16 protein-coding genes are annotated in these 16,834 nt (G+C 64.9%); all 16 read right to left on the bottom strand.

The window, feature by feature from the left end:
* Nucleotides 1–4,926, bottom strand: a complete 4,926-nt coding sequence (locus tag SSKA14_RS04750) for a host specificity factor TipJ family phage tail protein (RefSeq protein WP_232281366.1) — start codon at nt 4,924–4,926, stop codon at nt 1–3.
* 77 nt (nt 4,927–5,003) lie between these two features.
* Nucleotides 5,004–5,399, bottom strand: a complete 396-nt coding sequence (locus SSKA14_RS04745; RefSeq protein WP_008267071.1) for a hypothetical protein — start codon at nt 5,397–5,399, stop codon at nt 5,004–5,006.
* Nucleotides 5,399–5,860, bottom strand: coding sequence for a DUF1833 family protein (locus SSKA14_RS04740; RefSeq protein ID WP_008265867.1), 462 nt, complete (start codon nt 5,858–5,860; stop codon nt 5,399–5,401). The genes SSKA14_RS04745 and SSKA14_RS04740 overlap by 1 nt, the downstream gene beginning before the upstream one ends.
* Entirely contained in the window at nt 5,857–6,213 is a 357-nt protein-coding gene (locus tag SSKA14_RS04735) for a hypothetical protein (protein ID WP_040007035.1), read from the bottom strand. Before SSKA14_RS04735 ends, SSKA14_RS04740 begins: the two co-directional genes overlap by 4 nt.
* Nucleotides 6,213–9,002 (bottom strand): phage tail tape measure protein, encoded by a 2,790-nt coding sequence (locus SSKA14_RS04730; RefSeq protein ID WP_008264613.1) that lies wholly within the window; start codon nt 9,000–9,002, stop codon nt 6,213–6,215. The genes SSKA14_RS04735 and SSKA14_RS04730 overlap by 1 nt, the downstream gene beginning before the upstream one ends.
* Nucleotides 8,995–9,192 (bottom strand): hypothetical protein, encoded by a 198-nt coding sequence (locus tag SSKA14_RS04725; RefSeq protein WP_008268133.1) that lies wholly within the window; start codon nt 9,190–9,192, stop codon nt 8,995–8,997. The genes SSKA14_RS04730 and SSKA14_RS04725 overlap by 8 nt, the downstream gene beginning before the upstream one ends.
* Nucleotides 9,193–9,218: 26 nt before the next feature.
* A complete protein-coding gene (locus tag SSKA14_RS04720) occupies nt 9,219–9,629 on the bottom strand; it encodes a hypothetical protein (protein WP_157635913.1) in 411 nt (136 codons plus the stop codon).
* 11 nt (nt 9,630–9,640) lie between these two features.
* A complete protein-coding gene (locus tag SSKA14_RS04715) occupies nt 9,641–10,396 on the bottom strand; it encodes a hypothetical protein (RefSeq protein ID WP_008266196.1) in 756 nt (251 codons plus the stop codon).
* A gap of 36 nt (nt 10,397–10,432) precedes the next feature.
* Nucleotides 10,433–10,888 (bottom strand): hypothetical protein, encoded by a 456-nt coding sequence (locus tag SSKA14_RS04710; protein WP_040007030.1) that lies wholly within the window; start codon nt 10,886–10,888, stop codon nt 10,433–10,435.
* Nucleotides 10,881–11,213, bottom strand: a complete 333-nt coding sequence (locus SSKA14_RS04705; protein WP_040007029.1) for a hypothetical protein — start codon at nt 11,211–11,213, stop codon at nt 10,881–10,883. The genes SSKA14_RS04710 and SSKA14_RS04705 overlap by 8 nt, the downstream gene beginning before the upstream one ends.
* Nucleotides 11,210–11,968, bottom strand: a complete 759-nt coding sequence (locus SSKA14_RS04700; protein WP_008268121.1) for a hypothetical protein — start codon at nt 11,966–11,968, stop codon at nt 11,210–11,212. The genes SSKA14_RS04705 and SSKA14_RS04700 overlap by 4 nt, the downstream gene beginning before the upstream one ends.
* Before the next feature lie 45 nt (nt 11,969–12,013).
* A complete protein-coding gene (locus SSKA14_RS04695; protein WP_008267083.1) occupies nt 12,014–13,015 on the bottom strand; it encodes a major capsid protein in 1,002 nt (333 codons plus the stop codon).
* A gap of 86 nt (nt 13,016–13,101) precedes the next feature.
* Entirely contained in the window at nt 13,102–13,791 is a 690-nt protein-coding gene (locus tag SSKA14_RS04690) for a head decoration protein (protein WP_008266372.1), read from the bottom strand.
* A gap of 2 nt (nt 13,792–13,793) precedes the next feature.
* The gene (locus SSKA14_RS04685) at nt 13,794–15,155 is read right to left on the bottom strand and encodes a S49 family peptidase (RefSeq protein ID WP_050413337.1); all 1,362 of its coding nucleotides are present in this window, start codon (nt 15,153–15,155) and stop codon (nt 13,794–13,796) included.
* Entirely contained in the window at nt 15,145–16,626 is a 1,482-nt protein-coding gene (locus tag SSKA14_RS04680) for a phage portal protein (protein WP_008264973.1), read from the bottom strand. The genes SSKA14_RS04685 and SSKA14_RS04680 overlap by 11 nt, the downstream gene beginning before the upstream one ends.
* Complete coding sequence (locus SSKA14_RS04675; protein ID WP_008268422.1) at nt 16,619–16,834, bottom strand: hypothetical protein; 216 nt, start codon at nt 16,832–16,834, stop codon at nt 16,619–16,621. Before SSKA14_RS04675 ends, SSKA14_RS04680 begins: the two co-directional genes overlap by 8 nt.

Below are 16,834 nucleotides of genomic sequence, written 5' to 3'. Positions count from 1 at the left end.
TCATTGCTCCACGGAAATGATGCCCAGCGTCTGATTGATCACCACGCCGACCGTACCGCCGCTCGCCGTGCCGGTGGCCACGTTGCGGGTGACGATGATGGCGCGGTAGGTGAACTGCTCGGTGCCCGGGGTGTTGTCGGTGAAGGTGTGCGAGCCCCCCATGCGCGAGATCAGCTGCGATGGGCCACCCTGCTCGTTCAGCACCTCGTAGTTGCCCGTGACGTTGAAGTTGGTGATGAACTGCTCGCCGCCGTTTCCGACCTTGCGGTAGATCGCGATGGTTGCGTTCACCGGCCCGGAAACCCCGGTCCACCGGCCCGTGTGCGCCGTGTCGGTCTTGGTCATGTCGTAGCTGACCACGACGTTCTTGGCGCGCCCCAGGGTCGAGAAAGGCCCGTTGACGATCTCGGCGTTGCCGTTGGTCGAGGTGGTCTGCACCGCGTTCTTGAGCACGCCGGCCGACAGGCTGCCGCCGAAGTAGCCACTGCCCTGGTTGTCGATCCAGAACAGGGCATTCGCCTTGCTGGCATTGGCCGGGTTGGAACCAATACCGAACCACATCATCAGGTCGTTGGACACGCCGAACGGCTTGCCGTGCACCATCATGTAGGCCCCAGATCGGGTGACCCAGCGGCCGCCTTCGAACGTCGTGCTACCGGTGTTGTTTGGATCAACGATGCCGAATCGATCGGCAACGAAGTCGATCCGACCGATGGTGCCGTTGTTGACAGACGTCATGCCGATGGCTCGGCCGTTGACGTCCAGTGCCCAGGTGTAGGACGCCTGCAGCTGGCTCTGCCCATTCTCCAGCTGCGTGGCACGCACCGACAGCGCCTGGGTTGCGCTTGCACTAGCCGCCTCGGACACCGTCCTCCGCTTCGCACTCAAGTCCTGCCAGAACGCATAGCCACTAGATCCGCTGAAGAGCACACCGCGCACATAGCAGGCGCCCGTCGGCACCGGCACTGAAGCGGCGACCCCGTAGCGCCACCCCGAGCCACCGGGACAGTAGATGGGATAGACATGGCTGACGGTCCCGCCAACTGCGTCTATGAAGTGCAATGCGAAGTAGCTGCCTGTCCCAGCAGGCATATAGCCGCCGTAGCAATCTGCGCGCAAGTCGATGATCTCGCCCGGCGAGCACGGGACGGCATCCGCAATGCCACCTTCATAGCCGTTGTTTGTAGCAACGCGCAGCACATACCCAGACGAATGTCCCGGATCAGACTGGACGAGGCCTGTTTGCCACGCTCCAACGCCGGTGCTCGCCGTGAAACGTCCCGTGCGAATAATTTCCAGGGGAGAACCAGAGAGCTTCGCATTCACCTGTGTCAGCGCTTGCGATTGCGCGTCAATGCGCCCCTTCTGGACGCCAAGCTCGCTGCTCAACAGCTGAACGGAGCCTGTGGACGCCTTTCCTTCCAATGCCGCATTGGTCGTATTGATCCGCTCGCCCAATGCACTGTCGCGACTGACACTGGCCTGCTCGACTGCATTCACGCTCGCCGTGCTCGCCTTTCCGTCCAGCGCTGCGCTGGTGCTTTCGAGACGCTGGCCCAAGGCCGAGTCAGCATCGGCGCGTGCCTGCTGCTCGCTGGCCACCTGTGCGAAAGTGGCGAGCGTGCCAGCACCCGCCGGCATCCGCGCAACCACCGCATCCACGCGGCTGGCCTCAGCCTCAATGTCACTGGCGTTTTTCGTGGACATACTGATGGCCGCCGCCAGCGCATCGCCCACCGAGGTGTAGTCGCCGATGGCCTCCCACACCGCCGGATCAGTGCCCGGCTCCACATCGACGTTCTCGGCCAGCGCCCGATACAGAGTCCCATCGTGGCGCACGAAGTCGCCGACCGGATAGGTCGTGCCAGCCGCCCATTCGTCGGCGCCGACAATGTCCTCCAGGATGCCGTTGAGCGCGGCCACCTGCTCGTCGGTGTACTGCCGCGCCTTACCCACGGCTTCGTTTACCGCGGCCACATCGCCGGCCAGTCGATCGATGATCTCCTGCCCCACCCGCTGATTGGCCCGCTCCGCCTCTTCCCAGGTCTCCTGCATCTGCTCGCCGAGGTTGTTCCCCAGCGTCCGGGACAGCACCCGCATTCCCGTGGACAGCGCGCCGCTGGTGTTGCGCGATCGGCAAGCGAACGTCCATTCGCCCGAGCTTGGCAGCACTGCCTCAAAGGCAGCAGCGTGATAGCCGGTATCGCCCAGAGGCGTCATCTGGTCCCAGGCCGGCGAAGCGATCAGGCCTGGCATGTAGCGGATCTCTACGCCGGCGAAGTCTGCCGACTGAATGGTGTCACTGAGGAATCCCCACGTGTAACGGCGCACGCCGCCGCTCAGCTCCTCCACGTCGAACAGGTCAACCAGCACCGGCGGTACGTCTGCGCCGATGGTGTTGTAGATCAGGCTGACCGCAACACCCGCCAGTCCGTCGGGGCTGTACGGCCGCACGGTAACTGGATAGGTGCCTGCTGCAGGGATGCGCCAGCTGGCCGAACGGGTGACGGTGCGCGCGACTTCCTCCAACGCGGCGTTGCCGTCGAGGTCGCTCAGCACCACGATGTCTCCGACCGGACCAGAGATGTCGAACGAGGCCTGAAGCTCGGTGTAGACCGTATCGCCCTGCACCACCTGTCGTTCGGTCATCTTCAGGTTGCTGGCGACTGGCCGCGTCTGCAGCTGCGAGCCATTGCCGGGGGGAATGTACTCACCGGTTTTGACGTAGTGCCAGAACTCCTGACTCTCGGGTACCACATCCACAGCGGCGCCCTTCAGATCGCTTTCCGGACGTACGCCTACCACGCGCACGCGGTAGCCCGGGGTCTGCTTGAAGTCGTAGATCCAGATAGTGTCCCAGGCCGGATTGGCACTGCCGTTGCCCGGCAGCTCGGCATCGGTCGGCCACGGGTCGGCCAGCTTCAGCTGGTCGCTATCGCCGGTGAAGGGCACGACCCGCAGCACGCGGTACACCCGCTCGCCAGGGATGCGCAGGCCGATGTAGGCGCTGCCCTGCGCGGGCGCAGGCACCGGCACGTCGAGCTGCAGTGTCACGGCTCGCCCCGGCCCCATCGATGCGGACAGCACCTGGCCGCCGAAGCCCCATTGCGTCAGGTCGTGCTGCAGCGCAAGCACCGACATGCGGCCGTAGGACATGTGTTCGATATCAGTGCTGTAGGTGATCGCCTTGTACTGATACAGGCTCTGCGCCAGGTGCCAGCGCGCCAGCAGTGCCGCGTGTGCCTCACTGGTGACGCCCTCGCCGGATACCTGTGCCGGGTTGAGCATGGTCGTTATGCCCGGTGCCGGCACGCGCAGCGTCTTGGCCTCCCACGTGGTGCGGTCGAGATAGCTGTACTCGATGCCATCGGCGGCGCTGGCCAGGGTGTAGTCGACCTGGAATTGCCCCTTCTTGATGGTGGCCATATTGACCACGCCCGACAACGGCTGTTCGTCAGCTGCCCACACCACAGCCAGCCGGCCGCGGGGCCAAGCGATCTGGCCGAAACCGGCCAGTGCGATCGCGTCGAGCACGCCCTGATGGCTGCGCACTTCAGTCAACCAATGGTCGTATGTCAGGTCGTTCGCAGCGCAGTGCAGTGTGAAGGCCTTCAGCGCTTCGACATCGATCTGACGGTCGGGCAACCCCATCCCGGCAATGCGCTTGCCGGTGGGATCAGTGAAGCCTCGGGCATAGGCAAGGATCTGCGCACCTGGATTGTTGCTGGACTCGGTCACCCAGCCGATGGCATCGCCCTTCCACACCGGGATGGGTGACGAGTGCGCCACACAGCGGATCTCATCAGGCGCACCGTTGAGCTGGCCCGAGGCTCGCATACGGATACCGATGCGCGAAATGCCCGGGTATCCCGGCGGCTCGCGTCGAACGCTGGTCAGCGTGGTCCAGGTGAAGTTGGCCTGGGCGCCGCTGCCATCGGTGTTCTGACCAGCCACTCGCACGCGCACGTCGTACTGCCCGTCGGGCACATCCAAGGTGTAGCTGCGCTTCTGGGTCTTCTGGGTGCGGCCAGAGACGCTGTAGTTGCCGAAGTTCAGCCAGTTGCCGGTGCCGACGGCCCGGTACTGAACCTGAAGCTGCTCTCGGTTGTCCTTCTCCTTTCCCTTCGACGTCACGTCCCAGATCTGGAACTCAACGCCCACCACTAGGCGGATCGTCCGTTCACTGCCGGTACGCTGCACCCATTGCCCCGGCCGATTCTTGGGGTCGCTACTGGTGTCGAGCAGCCGGCCACCCTCGACCACAGCCACGTTGCTGTAGATCGGGATGTCCTGGTCGGGCATGCCAGAGAAGCCGTTGTACCAGACCTGCACCCCTTCGAAGCTGGAGAGCAACGCATCCCCGTTGTAGAGCTCTTCCACTCTGGCAACGTTGATGCCGGGAGTCAGCAGCAGCGAGACAAACTGCTGGTCGCCTTCGTAGTTCGTGTACGGCAGGCTCGCCACGTCCGGAGCGATGCGCACCGACCCGAACAGCAGGCCCAGAGGCTCGTAGGGCCGCGGGCGGTTGCGGGGCGCGGACAGAGCGAAGGTGCTTTCGGCGGGCGCGGCGGCGCTGGGCTGCTTGGGCTGCAGCACTTTGTTGATCAGCAGACTGCCGGCCAGATATACGCCCGCACGTGCTGCCGCCAGACCAGCACCAGACAAGCCCGCCTTGGCCAGCCAGCCCGCCAGCATCGGCGCCTGGAACGCAAAGTAGGTCAGCGCGACCATGGCGACCAGGCGAACTGCGCTCTTGCCCACTGCCCCACGGACCTCAATGATCTGTCCATGCTTCGGATAGACGTGGCTCCAGAGGTGACGATCGACAGGACGACCGCCGATTGTTACCAGCCACGCCTGCCCGTCGAGCCCTTCTACGTGGCGCATCAGGAACGCATACAGAGACTCGCCCGGACGCAGGTCCACCGGCGCACTGCGCTGCCCGTCCAGCAGCACCGGGTGGGGAGTGACGATCAAGCGACCGGCGGGGACAGGGGCGTCCATCAGACCCATGAGTAAAAGCCCTCGATTCGAAGCCCGAAGCCGGGCAGTTCACGCACGCGGTGCAGCACGCTGCAGCCGTTGCGCTCGTTGCTGTGGAGTACCCAGCCTTCATGGGCCAGGAAAAAGAAAACCCCGGCATGGCCGGGGTTTCGGTGGCCCTGATCGAACATCAGGACAAGGTCGCCGTCTTCAGGGGGGCCGTCTCGCCGATGCCCGTATGGCCGCGACAGGGTTCCCAGCTCGGCCGCACCTTGAGCACCGCGGGGGCGGCGCCCAGGCAGCGTGATCGGTCGTCCGAACAGTTGCAGCTGCACCAGCACCACCAGGTCGGCGCAGTCGAAGCAATCGGCGTCGTAGGGGACGCCCACGAACTTCTCCACATCTGCCAGGCGCATCAGAAGATCCCCGGCAGGGTGAACGGGTTGGCACGCAGCAGCACCGCCTGCTGCCGGGTCAGGTAGTCGACACCGCATTGCCCTGTCGCCGTCTGGCTGTTCACCGACACCTGTGCCATCGGAAGGTCGTACTCCGCCTCAATGACGTTGGGGTCTGCGCGATCGGTGATGATCAGCCGTGCGTTCACGATCTCGCCGGGCAACAGGCCTTCCAGATCTTCCGTGATGTTTCGGCCGACGTTGTCCAGCACCAGCTGGAGCCGCGGAGCCTGGCCGCTCACGTCCTCCGGCAACTTGAAGCCGAAGGGGTAGCCCACGTATACCAGCCCCCGGCTTGTCCAATCGATCGTATCGTTGGCAATGCGCAGAACCTCGGGGAACGACGGCGCGCTGATCTCGATCAGGGCCAAGGCGCTATCGGTGTCGGTCGTGCGCTGCCGGCGCTCGGTGAAAGTACTCATCGAAGGTACTCCACGACCGCATCCAGCCTGAAGTCACCGGGGAGCTTTTCGTCAGGCACAAGATCGCCAATGGCGCCATTTTCGAACCGTACCTTGATTACCTTCCCTGTATATGGATGCACCATCTCAAACCACCCGATTCGCTTGATCGCGTCGAAGTACCACGCTTCGAAAGTCATGGCGTCGTCAATGTTCGCGAAGTAGAAATTCATGGATTGCTTGACGAGCACCTGGCTGTTCAGAAGCCGCTGCCGCGGAACTCCCCGCTCCATCTCTGTTCTTTCGACCGAGGGATCGAACGAACGCTTCTGCCCGTCGAAAGTGATCCTGGCAACAGCTGGCAGAGTTTCCATCAGATCGCATCTCCCAAACCGAAGCGGTCCTTGATTGCCGAGTACGTTGAACCTGTGCCGCCAGCGATACGACCGCCAATTGCCTGGTCCAGCTGGCCAAGCATCACCTCGATCTCGAGACCGCCGTTCGCGGTCCGCGATGCGCTGGCCGTCGTGCCTTGAGGTGCGTTCGATACTTCGATGTTCACTGCTCCAAAGCCACTCTTACCCAAGGCAGTCCCGCCAGCGACGGCTCCACCCAGCGCGTATCCGCGCAACCCGCGCCGCATGCCTTCCACGATGTCGACACCGCCGGCACGAGCAATGTCTGCTTGGGACCAAACCACCTCTCCGGCATGCACGATCCCCCTCGGCTCATACTTGCCGCCCGGGCCGGTATAGCCGCCTTCGGACTTGCCCCCGCGCAGCAACTTCTGGAGCAGGTCGTTGTTGATCGCGCTGGTGCCACTGGTGACTGCTGCATTGCCCGCAGCGTTGATGCCGCCAGTCAGGGCGCCAAGCGCACCCGTGACCCAGGATCCGCCAATGCCTGCCATGGCCTGGCGGATCTGGATGCGTGCGAGGTCGGCCAGAATCGAGCGCGTCATCTCCGAGAAGCTGACCTTGCCGTTCTGCGTGAATTTGACCCACACGTCTTCGAGGCCGCTGAACACGGATCCCACAACACCGCCCATTTGCTGCGCGGCGTTGCTGGCCTGCTGCCGGTAGTTCTCCCACGCTGCAGCAGCACCAAGCAGCCAGTTGCCCTCGGCGACCTGTAGTTCATCGTAACCATCACGGATGGCCTGCACGCGGTCCAGCGTCTTGGCCAGGAGAACTGCCTTCTCTTCTTCGAAGGTCGAATCGTCGATCTGGTCGGCGTTGCGTTGCAGCGTGAGCTGCCGCAGTTTCTCGGCCTGGTCGTCGTACGCATCGTTAATGCGTTGCTGAATCTCATATTGCCGATCGCCCATTCCAACCTGGTCGACGCGTGTCTCCAAGTGGCGACGGAGGGCCACATTGCTGGCCTCGAGTGCATCGGTGTAGGCATCGATCGCGGCCTTGCGGGTCTTGGTCGCCCGCTCTTCCTCTGTCGCCAGCACCTGCAGCTTTGCGGCTCCCTCAGTCCGCACCTTGGCCAACCGTGCCTCGAGCTCTCCCAGCTGGCGCTTGACCGTGATCCCCTCCTTGCCGGCAACGCTCTGCCGTTGGAGGAACGAAATCTGCCCTTCCAAGGAGCGAGCATCGGCGTCAGTGCCAGCCTGCGTCAGCTCCCGCATCCGGCTGTAGTAGGCCTCGGCGGTTATCTGTCGCGCGGCATACTGGGCGCGCAGCGTTTGGGTACTGGCAGTAATGGACGCCTGCTCCTGCACCAGGTCGTCCTTATACCCTTGAAGCCCAGCGCCACGTGCAGTTGCCCCGCTGCTCGCCTTGGGCTTCTCTTTGTACTTTTTCTCGATCGCCGCAACCGCCGCCGCACGGCGCTCTTCGATCTTCTGGACCTCGGCTGTAAGCCCGGCAGCCTCGGCCCGCAGGCGCACGGTCTCGGCTTGACCGTTAATTCTGGCGATTTCCTCGCGCTTCTTCTGTTGCTTACTCGCCTGCGCATCGGCGATCGCATCGGCCGCGGCCAGAAACTCCACCGAAGCGCTCTGGGTGGCCTTCACTTCCGCATCTTTGCGCTCTTTGATCAGATCGGCGGCAAGGGCTTTGATCTTCTCAGACCGGTCCTTGATCGACTGCTCCATTGCAGCCAGAGCAAACGGATTGCGCGCCAGCGGAAGGCCCCTCTGAGTGCCTGACGCGAGGTCGTTGAGCTTGGTCAGTTCGCGCTGGTTCTCCGCAAGCAGCTGCTGCATCTGTGCCGCGGCCGGGCCAAGTCCGACGCTCAGCTGCATCGCCTGCCAGGCCTTGGTCGCCTCAGCCCAGAGCTCCTTGAATCCCCGTATCACCGGATTCTGGCTGGCGCGAACTTTTGCAAGAGCCGTCACCGTCTCATCTGCTGCAGCTCGAGTTATCACCGTCACAGCATCCTGCGTTCTTCCCTGATCCTGCAGCGCCTTGACATGCTCATAGAGGTCAACAGTCATGAAGTTGACCTGCTCGTTGAGCTTCTGCGCGTTCTTAATCGGATCCTCGGCAAGCTTTGCGAACGCCGACACTGTCTCGTCAATCGACTGACCAGTGATTTCCTTCATCGCAACGGCGGCGCTTGCCACGGCCTGCATGTTCCGCTCGGCAATCCGCCCGTTCGCGCCGATAGCCAACGCCACCTCCTCACCGGCGCCCGCGCTCACCTGCATTGCTTCGCTCGTCCGTTGCGCCAGGGACACCAGGGTCAGTGTCGACGCGGCGGCCTCGTTGCGAGACAGGACAAGCGCCTTGGTGTATGCCTCCTGCTGCTTCTGGGCGTCGTACCAGGCGTAGACGAGCACTCCAACCGCAGCAGCAGCCACGGTGTATGGATTCACCATGCCCAGCAGCGCCGACGACACGCCCTTCAGCGCCGGCTCGACACCGCCGAAGCTGTCCTTGATCTGGCCACCCTGCTGCACCAGCACGGTGAAGAAGGGCATGCCACCCTGCAGGCTGGTGAAGATGTCGGTGAACTGCGCCGGCAGCTGACGCATCGCCTGCGCCGTCTGCCCTGCAGAGATGCCCAGATCGGAGATGGGATTCTTTGCCGGTAGCGGCCGGGCGGCCTCGCTGCGCACTTCGCGCAGCTGCCTGGTCAGCACACCCAGGCCCTGACGAATGTCGGCCAGGTCCGCACTGATACGGACGCGCAGGTTTGCGGATGGCTCAGCCATTGGTGGGTAACTCCTTCTGCGGTTGAGCCGGAGCAGTGCCGGTCATCAGGCTCTGGAACTGCTGCCAACCAGCGGCATCGGCTCCGAATGCCACACGAACAGCCAATGCGAGCTCGGCCAGCCGCTGCCGATCGTCCTTGGCCGCAGCTGCGGTGAAGGCCCGCAGCTGCGCCAACGTGTAGCCGATCACTTCCCGTCGCTGGTGGCCGCGCGCGATCAGGAACTGGGCGAGGTCGGCGGCGCCGAAGGGCTGACCGCCTCCCGGATCGCCCCCACCATTCGCCTCAGTCGTAGGGCAAAAAAATCGCGATTGAGGCCCGCCACCGCCTCGAGCAGCTGAGCCACTTCCTCCAGCGAGCCCGCCGCAATCCACTGCGGCTCACGGTCAACAGCCACTGCCAGGGCAGTTGCGATTTCGGTGCTGTCCTGTTCGAGCAGGTCCAACACCAGCGCACCTACGTCGACGGCCGACGAACCATCGGGCAAGCCGGCAATCATCGCGATACGCCCGATCGTGGAGCGGCTGGCGGTGATGAACGGTCCCAGCTGCTCGAGGCGCAGCGGCCGCACGGCCAGGACTTCCCCGCGGAAGGCAACCGAGCGAGTGGGTGGAGTGATGGCGTCCAAGTCCTGCACCGTCACTGCTCCTGCTCAATGTGGAAGTAGGCCGATTTGTCAGCCCCAGTCGCCTTGGACGTGTCCTTCAGCAATGCGCCCGGCACACTGCCGGCGCCGAACTCGTTGCCGATCAGGCCCATGCTCTCAATGACGCCGCCGGTCACCTTATGTGCCACCAAGCGAACCAACTTGCCGCCGCGCGCCTCGTTGGCGCCGTAGAACTGCATCTCGTAGAACTTCTGCGAGGTAACAGCCGCTTCAACGTGGCCGAGGTCGGAGTTCTTGTAGGTGACCTTGATGTTGGGAGTGCCTGCCTGGGTGGACGGGGTGATGGCAGAGTCCGCCGGGACGAACAACATGCCGCGTTCCAGACGGTAGTCCTTACCCGCCTCGTAGGTGGCCGTACCAGTTGCGGGCTTGACCGAGGTGATTTCACTGGCCAGCCGGACCAGGGGCGTATAGCTGCCCTTCGTCGCCACCACCAGTTCATCGGCCACCGTTCCCGCAGCGATGCTGCTGGCCTTGCCGCGCGTCGCCCGGGCGAAGTTCTCGGGGTTGAAGTCGTGGAAGGTGTAATTGAGGTTGTAGCCGGTCACCCGGTCGACGCGGTTTGCAGTGCCGCCGCCCGGGTTCTGGTAGTCCGCCAGTTCGATGGTGTTCGTCTGCGGTGCCAGGGTGTAGGCAGAAACGTTGCCGACCTCGAGGAATGGGTCAGTGGTGTTCCACTCGCGGATCAGAACGATGCCGCTGCCCAGGTAGCTGTAATCTTCGGCCATGATGGCTCTCCAGTTGGGTTGCCGCTGAGCGGCGGGTTATTTCTTGGGGATGTGGGTCTGGTAGGTCATCAGCACGCCGACCCAGCCCGCGCCGGCCCTCTCCGGCATCAGCGGCTCCATGCCGACGTACACCGGCACCTGGATGCCGTCGGGGAAGTTGCGGGCAACCATGCGGGTGTCCAGAGCCGCCTCAATGTCGGTCACCAGGTCGTCCAGCACCTGCTGGTATTGCTCGGTGTCAGAGGGAACCTTGGCGATGACGCTGACCGTGGTCAGGCGGTGCGTGTTGACCTTCGACGGGCTCTCCGCCCGCTGCTGCTTCTCGATCACGGCCGTCAGCACGGCCTGGGTGTCCTGGTCACCGGGTTTCGGCTCCAGCGTCCACCCTGCGCCAGCGTCGGTCAGGTAGTCGTTCGCGGTGCTGATCAGCTGGAGTGTCTTGCCCATCGCCAGCAGCAGCTGCTTCCGTGGGCTGGGGGGCCGGTCAGACATTGGCCACCTCCCACACCGCCGTCGACTCGTCGCCGCGGATCTTTTGCACCAGCTTCAGGCGGCGGCCGGTGCCTTCGATGCGCACCACACCACCAGCCCGCGGCTCCACCTCGGCCAGCTGCAAGGTCACCTTGTCGATGGTGGTGGCCACTGGCGCCACGTCATCGGACGTGAACTGCTCGACGCCCTCATCCAGTAGCACCGTGCACGGCACCTCCGCGCTCGCACCTGGTGGCAGGTAGTAGGCACCGTCTGCGACGCCGGCGGCGCGGAATGCGCCCATGGCCACGGCGTCGAACGCCTGTAGGAAAGCTTTCTGGTTCAAGGCAGCGGCCTCGCGGTTTCCATCGCCTTCTCCAGCTCGCGCTTCAGGAAGAACGGCATCAGCCGCTTCCAGGTGTCCTCGGCCATGCCGAAGATGTCGTAGCGCGGCGTGTAGGCGGCGGTGTTGGTGAAGATGAAGATGGATCGGACACCTGACCCGCGCCCGATCCGCTCATAGATGCCCGGGCGCAGCACGCCGCGGCGCTTGGTGATCACGAAGTACTCGCCATCACGGTTGTTGCGCTTGCCCCGCCGTCGTTTCTGGCTGACGTTGGTCTGGTTCTGGTACCGGTCCCGCTGGGCGCCCAGCTGCGACAGGATCTTGGTCACCTGGCCGGCCGGCACGTTGCCGAACTGGTTCGCCTGGGCACCGCGCCCCATCACCGCAAACTGCGTCGGCGAAAGCAGACCTCGGCTCTGCAGCAGCCGCTCGAAGCCCTTCCGGCGGCGCTGACCACCATCGACCTCGGCCAGCAGGTACTTGGCCGGCGGCGTGCCCTTAAATGCCTCGTCTCGGATGAAGATTTCGGCGTAAGGCTGGTCTTTGGTGGCCTTGCGGTACATGGCCGCGTTGACCGTGAGCGGCGTCGGGCGGTCGAACACCTTCGGCGCTTGGCGCTTCCATCGCTCGCGGATCTCGTAGGCCACCTTGTTGGCGGCCTGCGATGCGGCATAGGGGAGCTGCGACTGCTCCAGGTCGGTCAGCTGTCGCCCGAAGGCGTTGTCGGGGTCGACCCCGATACTGATCTGGGCCATACACCCTCCTGCCCGGCCCGCCGAAGCGGGCCAGGCACTGCTTGCTTACTTCGAGCCGGCCTTCAGGCGGATCACCGCGTCCGGTCGGGTGTTGATGTTCAGCGGGTTGGACTGGCTTTCCAGCTGGATGCCCTTGTTCATGCGCATCGGGGCGGTCTTGGTGTAGTACGGCAGGCCGATGCCGCGCACCGTTTCCAGGTAGTCCGCCGGCGCAAAGCGGGTCAGGAACATGTCCGGCACACCCAGCGGGAACGCGATGGCTTCGCCGTCGGCCAAGGCCAGGTCGCCGCCGGTGTTGCCCTGCAGCTCTTCGAAGGTGATATCGCCGAACACGAAGCCCTTACGGACGTCATCGCGCAGCGCAGCACCGTCCTGCCAGCGCTCGTAGGCCTTCTGCACGTCCGGGTGGTCGGTCAGGGCGTCGAAGAAGCCGGCGCTGCAAAACACATGGATGCCGGTGTACGGGATGCCGCCCAGCTTTTCCTCGATCGCGCGCTTGATGGCCATGCACTTGGCGCGGACCTTGGTGGCGTCCTTGTTCAGCTCCATGCCGATGACGGCCTGGTCGACACCGAATTCTTCATAGAAGTCGATGATCACCGAGCCGTCGGCATCAAGCATCTTTCCCTGCAGCGCGCCCATGCGGTGATACTCGATGGTGAAGTCCAGGTCACGCTTGTGCACCGCCTGCAGCGCGTTGACCACGGCGGCAACGTTGTTGCCTTCCGGGTCGGCCGGGTCATAGACGCCCAGCAGCTGGTCAGCCATGACCGTCGAGTTCTGCGGCAGGTGAGTGGTTTCCAGCAGCTTCACCTTGCCACGCTCCAGGCCCTTGGGCTGGCCGGGGGCACCGCGCGGCACGTTCGGCACAAGCACCAGCTTGGTGCCGTTGATGCCCACCTTGACGATGGTGGTGCCGACCAGGCCCTGCTCCTGGAACAGGCCCATGTCGGCGAGGCGGGTGGAGATGCGCGGCAGGTTGTTGATGTAGGCGTTCAGGGCATCGAAGCTCAGCACGCCCAGCGCCAGAAGGGTCTGCAGATCCATGGTGGTTGTTCTCTCGATAGGGGATACGAAAAGGCCCCGCCGAAGCGGGGCCAAGGGTCTATAGTTGAAAGGTGGGTGCTGGGCGATCAGCCGCCGGAGGCAGCGGCGATGGTGATGGTGTCGCTGATGGCTTCGTCCAGGTCGGTGGCGGTCACCTTGAGGGTGTAGTCACCGGCGGCGCTCAGCGTCGCGGCATCCCAGGTGATGACGCCACCTACGGCAGCCTTCGCACCGCCGCCGGCCAGGTTGCCGGTACCGGTGGCCTTGGCCAGGGTGGCGCTGACGGTGCTGCCAGTGACCAACGCGCCGAAGACGTCCTTGACATGTGCCACGATCGGGCCCAGCGCAACGCCGGCGGTGCCGGTCAGCGGTGCGGACAGAAACACCAGGTGATCGGCGGCGTTCGACGCGATCGGCTGCTGGGTCCAGCGGGTGATGATGCCGGACTCGGCCAGGCTCAACGCGGCCAGCAGCTTCTGGTCAGCGGTGACACCGCTGGCCCACACCAGCTTTTCACCGAACACTTCGGCGTCGCGCGCGATCGCGGCGCCCTTGACGGCCAGCGCCGCGGAACTGGTGCCGGTATCGATCGGGCCGTACAGCACCTTCACTGCGTCGGTGCCGTTGGCAGCGACGGTGTTGTCTGCCTTGAGCAGGGTGCCAGCGGACAGCATGCCCTGCCCGGCCGGCAGACGGATCAGTTCGCGGCTGCGCTCGCCGCCCGCTTCGGACAGCAGGAATTCGCCGGTACGGGTGCCGGCCAGGGAGATTTCCATCGTCAGTTACCTCGTTGCTTGTAGATGTGATTGGGATTCAGCTTCGCCTTGTTGTCGGCGGCGCGTTGATCGGCCATGGAAGCCGGGTGTGCGGTGACGACCTGGGTGCTGCGGCCTTCCTCCGCCTTCATCGACAGCAGCTGTGCACGCACCGTGTCGAGGTCGGTGTTCTTCTCGATGAAGCTGGCTGCGAGGGTGTCATCGCCGCGCAGCGCCGCAGCACAGGCGTCCTGCACGGCGGTCGCGTATTCGATGGCGCTGGCGGCTGGCTCGGCCTCTTGCAGTGGGCGCCGCAGGAGGGCCACCGCGAGTGCCGGCGGCAGCTCACTGGATGTGATTGCTGCTGCCAACGCTGCTGCCGGGTTCTCCACCACTGCTGCAGCCGGTGCAGTGGCCGCCTCGGGCACCGGAGGTTCTGCCGCTGCCTCCGGCTCGTCGTCCGGGTCGGGATTGGCCGACGCGGGCGGCGGCGCTGCTTCGGCGGCACCGAGGTGCGCGATCAGGTCGTGCCAGGTGCCGAGCCGGGTAGCGAAGCCCACTGCCACGGCGGCCTGACCGCGGTAGCAGGCCGCCTCGGTGGCGCGCACGGCCTCAGCCTCCATGCCGAGATTCCGCGCTACGGTGTCCACGAACATCGTGCGCATGTCCTCCAGATCGGCCATGGCCTCAGCGTGCGCTTCCTCGCTGAGCGGGAAGTTCGGGTTGAAGTCGACCTTGCGGGCGCCGGCGAACAGTGGCGTCACCTTCAGGCCGATCTGGGCGTTGTTGCCGCTCCAGTCCTGGTGGAAGCGCACCACGCCGACCGATCCGACGCCGCCGGTACGGCTGATCCAGATCTCATCGCACGCCGAGCCGAGCGCGAAGCCGGCCGAGTACGCATGGTCATCAACCAACGCGTACAACGGCTTTCGGCCGCGCGCCTCGAAGATGTGATCGACCAGGTCGAAGCAGCCCGACGCCATACCACCCGGCGTATCCAGCCGCAGGATGATTGACGTCACCGCGTCGTCGTTGAGCAGTTCATCGAAGGTATCGCGCACCGCGGCATAGCTCACCGGCCCGGGCCCGCTGGCGCCGGGCATCGGCCGGTTCACCATTGCCCCGGACAGGTTGATCACACCGATCAGGTTCTGTGCAACGCCTACTGGCTGACCGTCGGAGCCGGACACTTCGAAGCGGTCGGCCTTCAGCACGCTGTCGTCGCTGGTGACCTTCCCTTCCAGATAGCCGCCCACCAGTGCTTCGCCGATGGCCGGCTGCACCAGCAGGGGCTGATTGAGGACCGCGGCAGCGAGCGAGGCCACCACAGGCGCACGGCTACCGCGACCCAGCATTCGGGCCAACAGGCCAGGCTTACTCGTCATCGTCATTCCTTTCATCGTCGTTGGCGCCAGTGGCGCCGGGATCGTCGTCCTGCCGGGCACCGGAGGCGTTCGTTCGCCTCGGGTCGCTGTCGTAGCGAAGTCCGGCCGCATCTGCGCGCTCGTTGTCCAGCGCCTGCTCGGCGTCGACCTGTTCGGGGTCCTCGCCGGCGCTCAGCACCACCTTGCTGCGCGACTTGAAGCCCGCCCGCACCGCCTTGAGTTCGGAGGTCACGTCCTGCACCGGGTGACTCCAGGGCCAGCCCTCGGGCACCCACAGGGTTTCGGTCACGTCATCGCGCAGGGCCGCGTAGCGCGGCACCTTCAGCAGACCCGACAGAACAGCCTGGTCCATGAAGGCTTCGCGGACCCGCTGGCAGAACATCGGAATCATGAAGAGCCACTGGTCCTGCTCAATGACACGGCGGAACTCGTTGAGGATCAGGCGCAGCGCGCGGTCGGAGACGTTGCGCAGGTCACCAGTGAGCACCTCGTAGGGCACGTCCTGGCTGGCGCAGATCGCCAGCAGGTGCCCGCGCAGGAACTCGGCATAGTCCGATCCGGCGCTGGGTGGGTCGGCGAACTCGATTTTTCGACCCGGTGGCAACTCCTGCAGGGTGCCCGGCTCGAGCCCGCCGATGGCCGTTCCGTCGGCATCCTCACCGGTGATCAGGTCTCCGACGGCATCGCCTTCTTCCCCATCCGCATCGGCGTCGGTCGTGATGAAGCCTGCGAACAGGTTGGCCAGGGCCTGGCGTTCCAGCACCGCGTCATCGAGGCGGTCCAGGTTGAACATGCGCAGCAGGGCCGGCGCCGAGCCAGGCACGCCGCGCATCGCGCCCGCACGGTTCGGCCGGTACAGGTGCAGCACCTGCTCCGCTGGCACGCGCACCAGCTCGTTGCCGTTGACCGTCAGCTGTAGGTCGCCGGGGTGCTCCCGGTACATCCAGTAGGCAACGCGGCGGCCGATGCTATCGACCTCGATGCCCTGCCGGATCACATTGCCGTTGCTGGCCACGCCGTTGTAGTGCTGCGGGCACTGCTCCGATTCGATCAGCTGCACCTGCAGCGGAACCGGCAAGCCGTCCTCGGGCCGTCGGTACCGAAGGCGGGCGAAGACCTCGCCGGCCTCCTTCCACTCGCGCCAGGCCAGCGCCTGCAGGCCTTCCCACACCAGCACGCCATCGGCGTCAGCGTACTTGCCCCAGCGGGTCCAGAGCTTGGTGACCTTCTTCTTGTGCTCCTTCGTGCCCCAGACCGGTTTCGCCTGGATGCCGGTGGCGATGCCGTTCGACACGCTCTTGTTGAGCGCGCTGACCATCCACGGGTCATTCCGGGCCAGGTGCCGTGCCCGCGCCAGCAATGTCGGCAAGCCCAGCAGCGATGCGTTGGGTCCGAGCGACGTCGGGCGGAAGGTGCGAAGGCGGCGGCCGTTGCCGGCGGCGCGGTAGCTGCTCTCGGCGGTATCAGACATTGCCGGTCCCCGATTGGTAGAGGCGCACGATGCGGCGGCGCCGCGGTGCACCTGCGGCCTGGCCCAGCTCATCGCGCATCTGCTTCAGCAGGCGGCGCATCTCCACCAGGCTCTGGTAGGTCACGGTGCGGTCGGCATATCGGACGCTCAGCACGCCGGCCGCGATCGCGGCTTCCAGTTGTTCGACTTGCTTGGTGGTGAATGCCAT

The organism is Stenotrophomonas sp. SKA14 (genome assembly GCF_000158575.1).
GTDB classification, from domain to species: Bacteria; Pseudomonadota; Gammaproteobacteria; order Xanthomonadales; family Xanthomonadaceae; genus Stenotrophomonas; species Stenotrophomonas forensis.
This window is presented reverse-complemented; position numbering and strand designations above follow the sequence as displayed.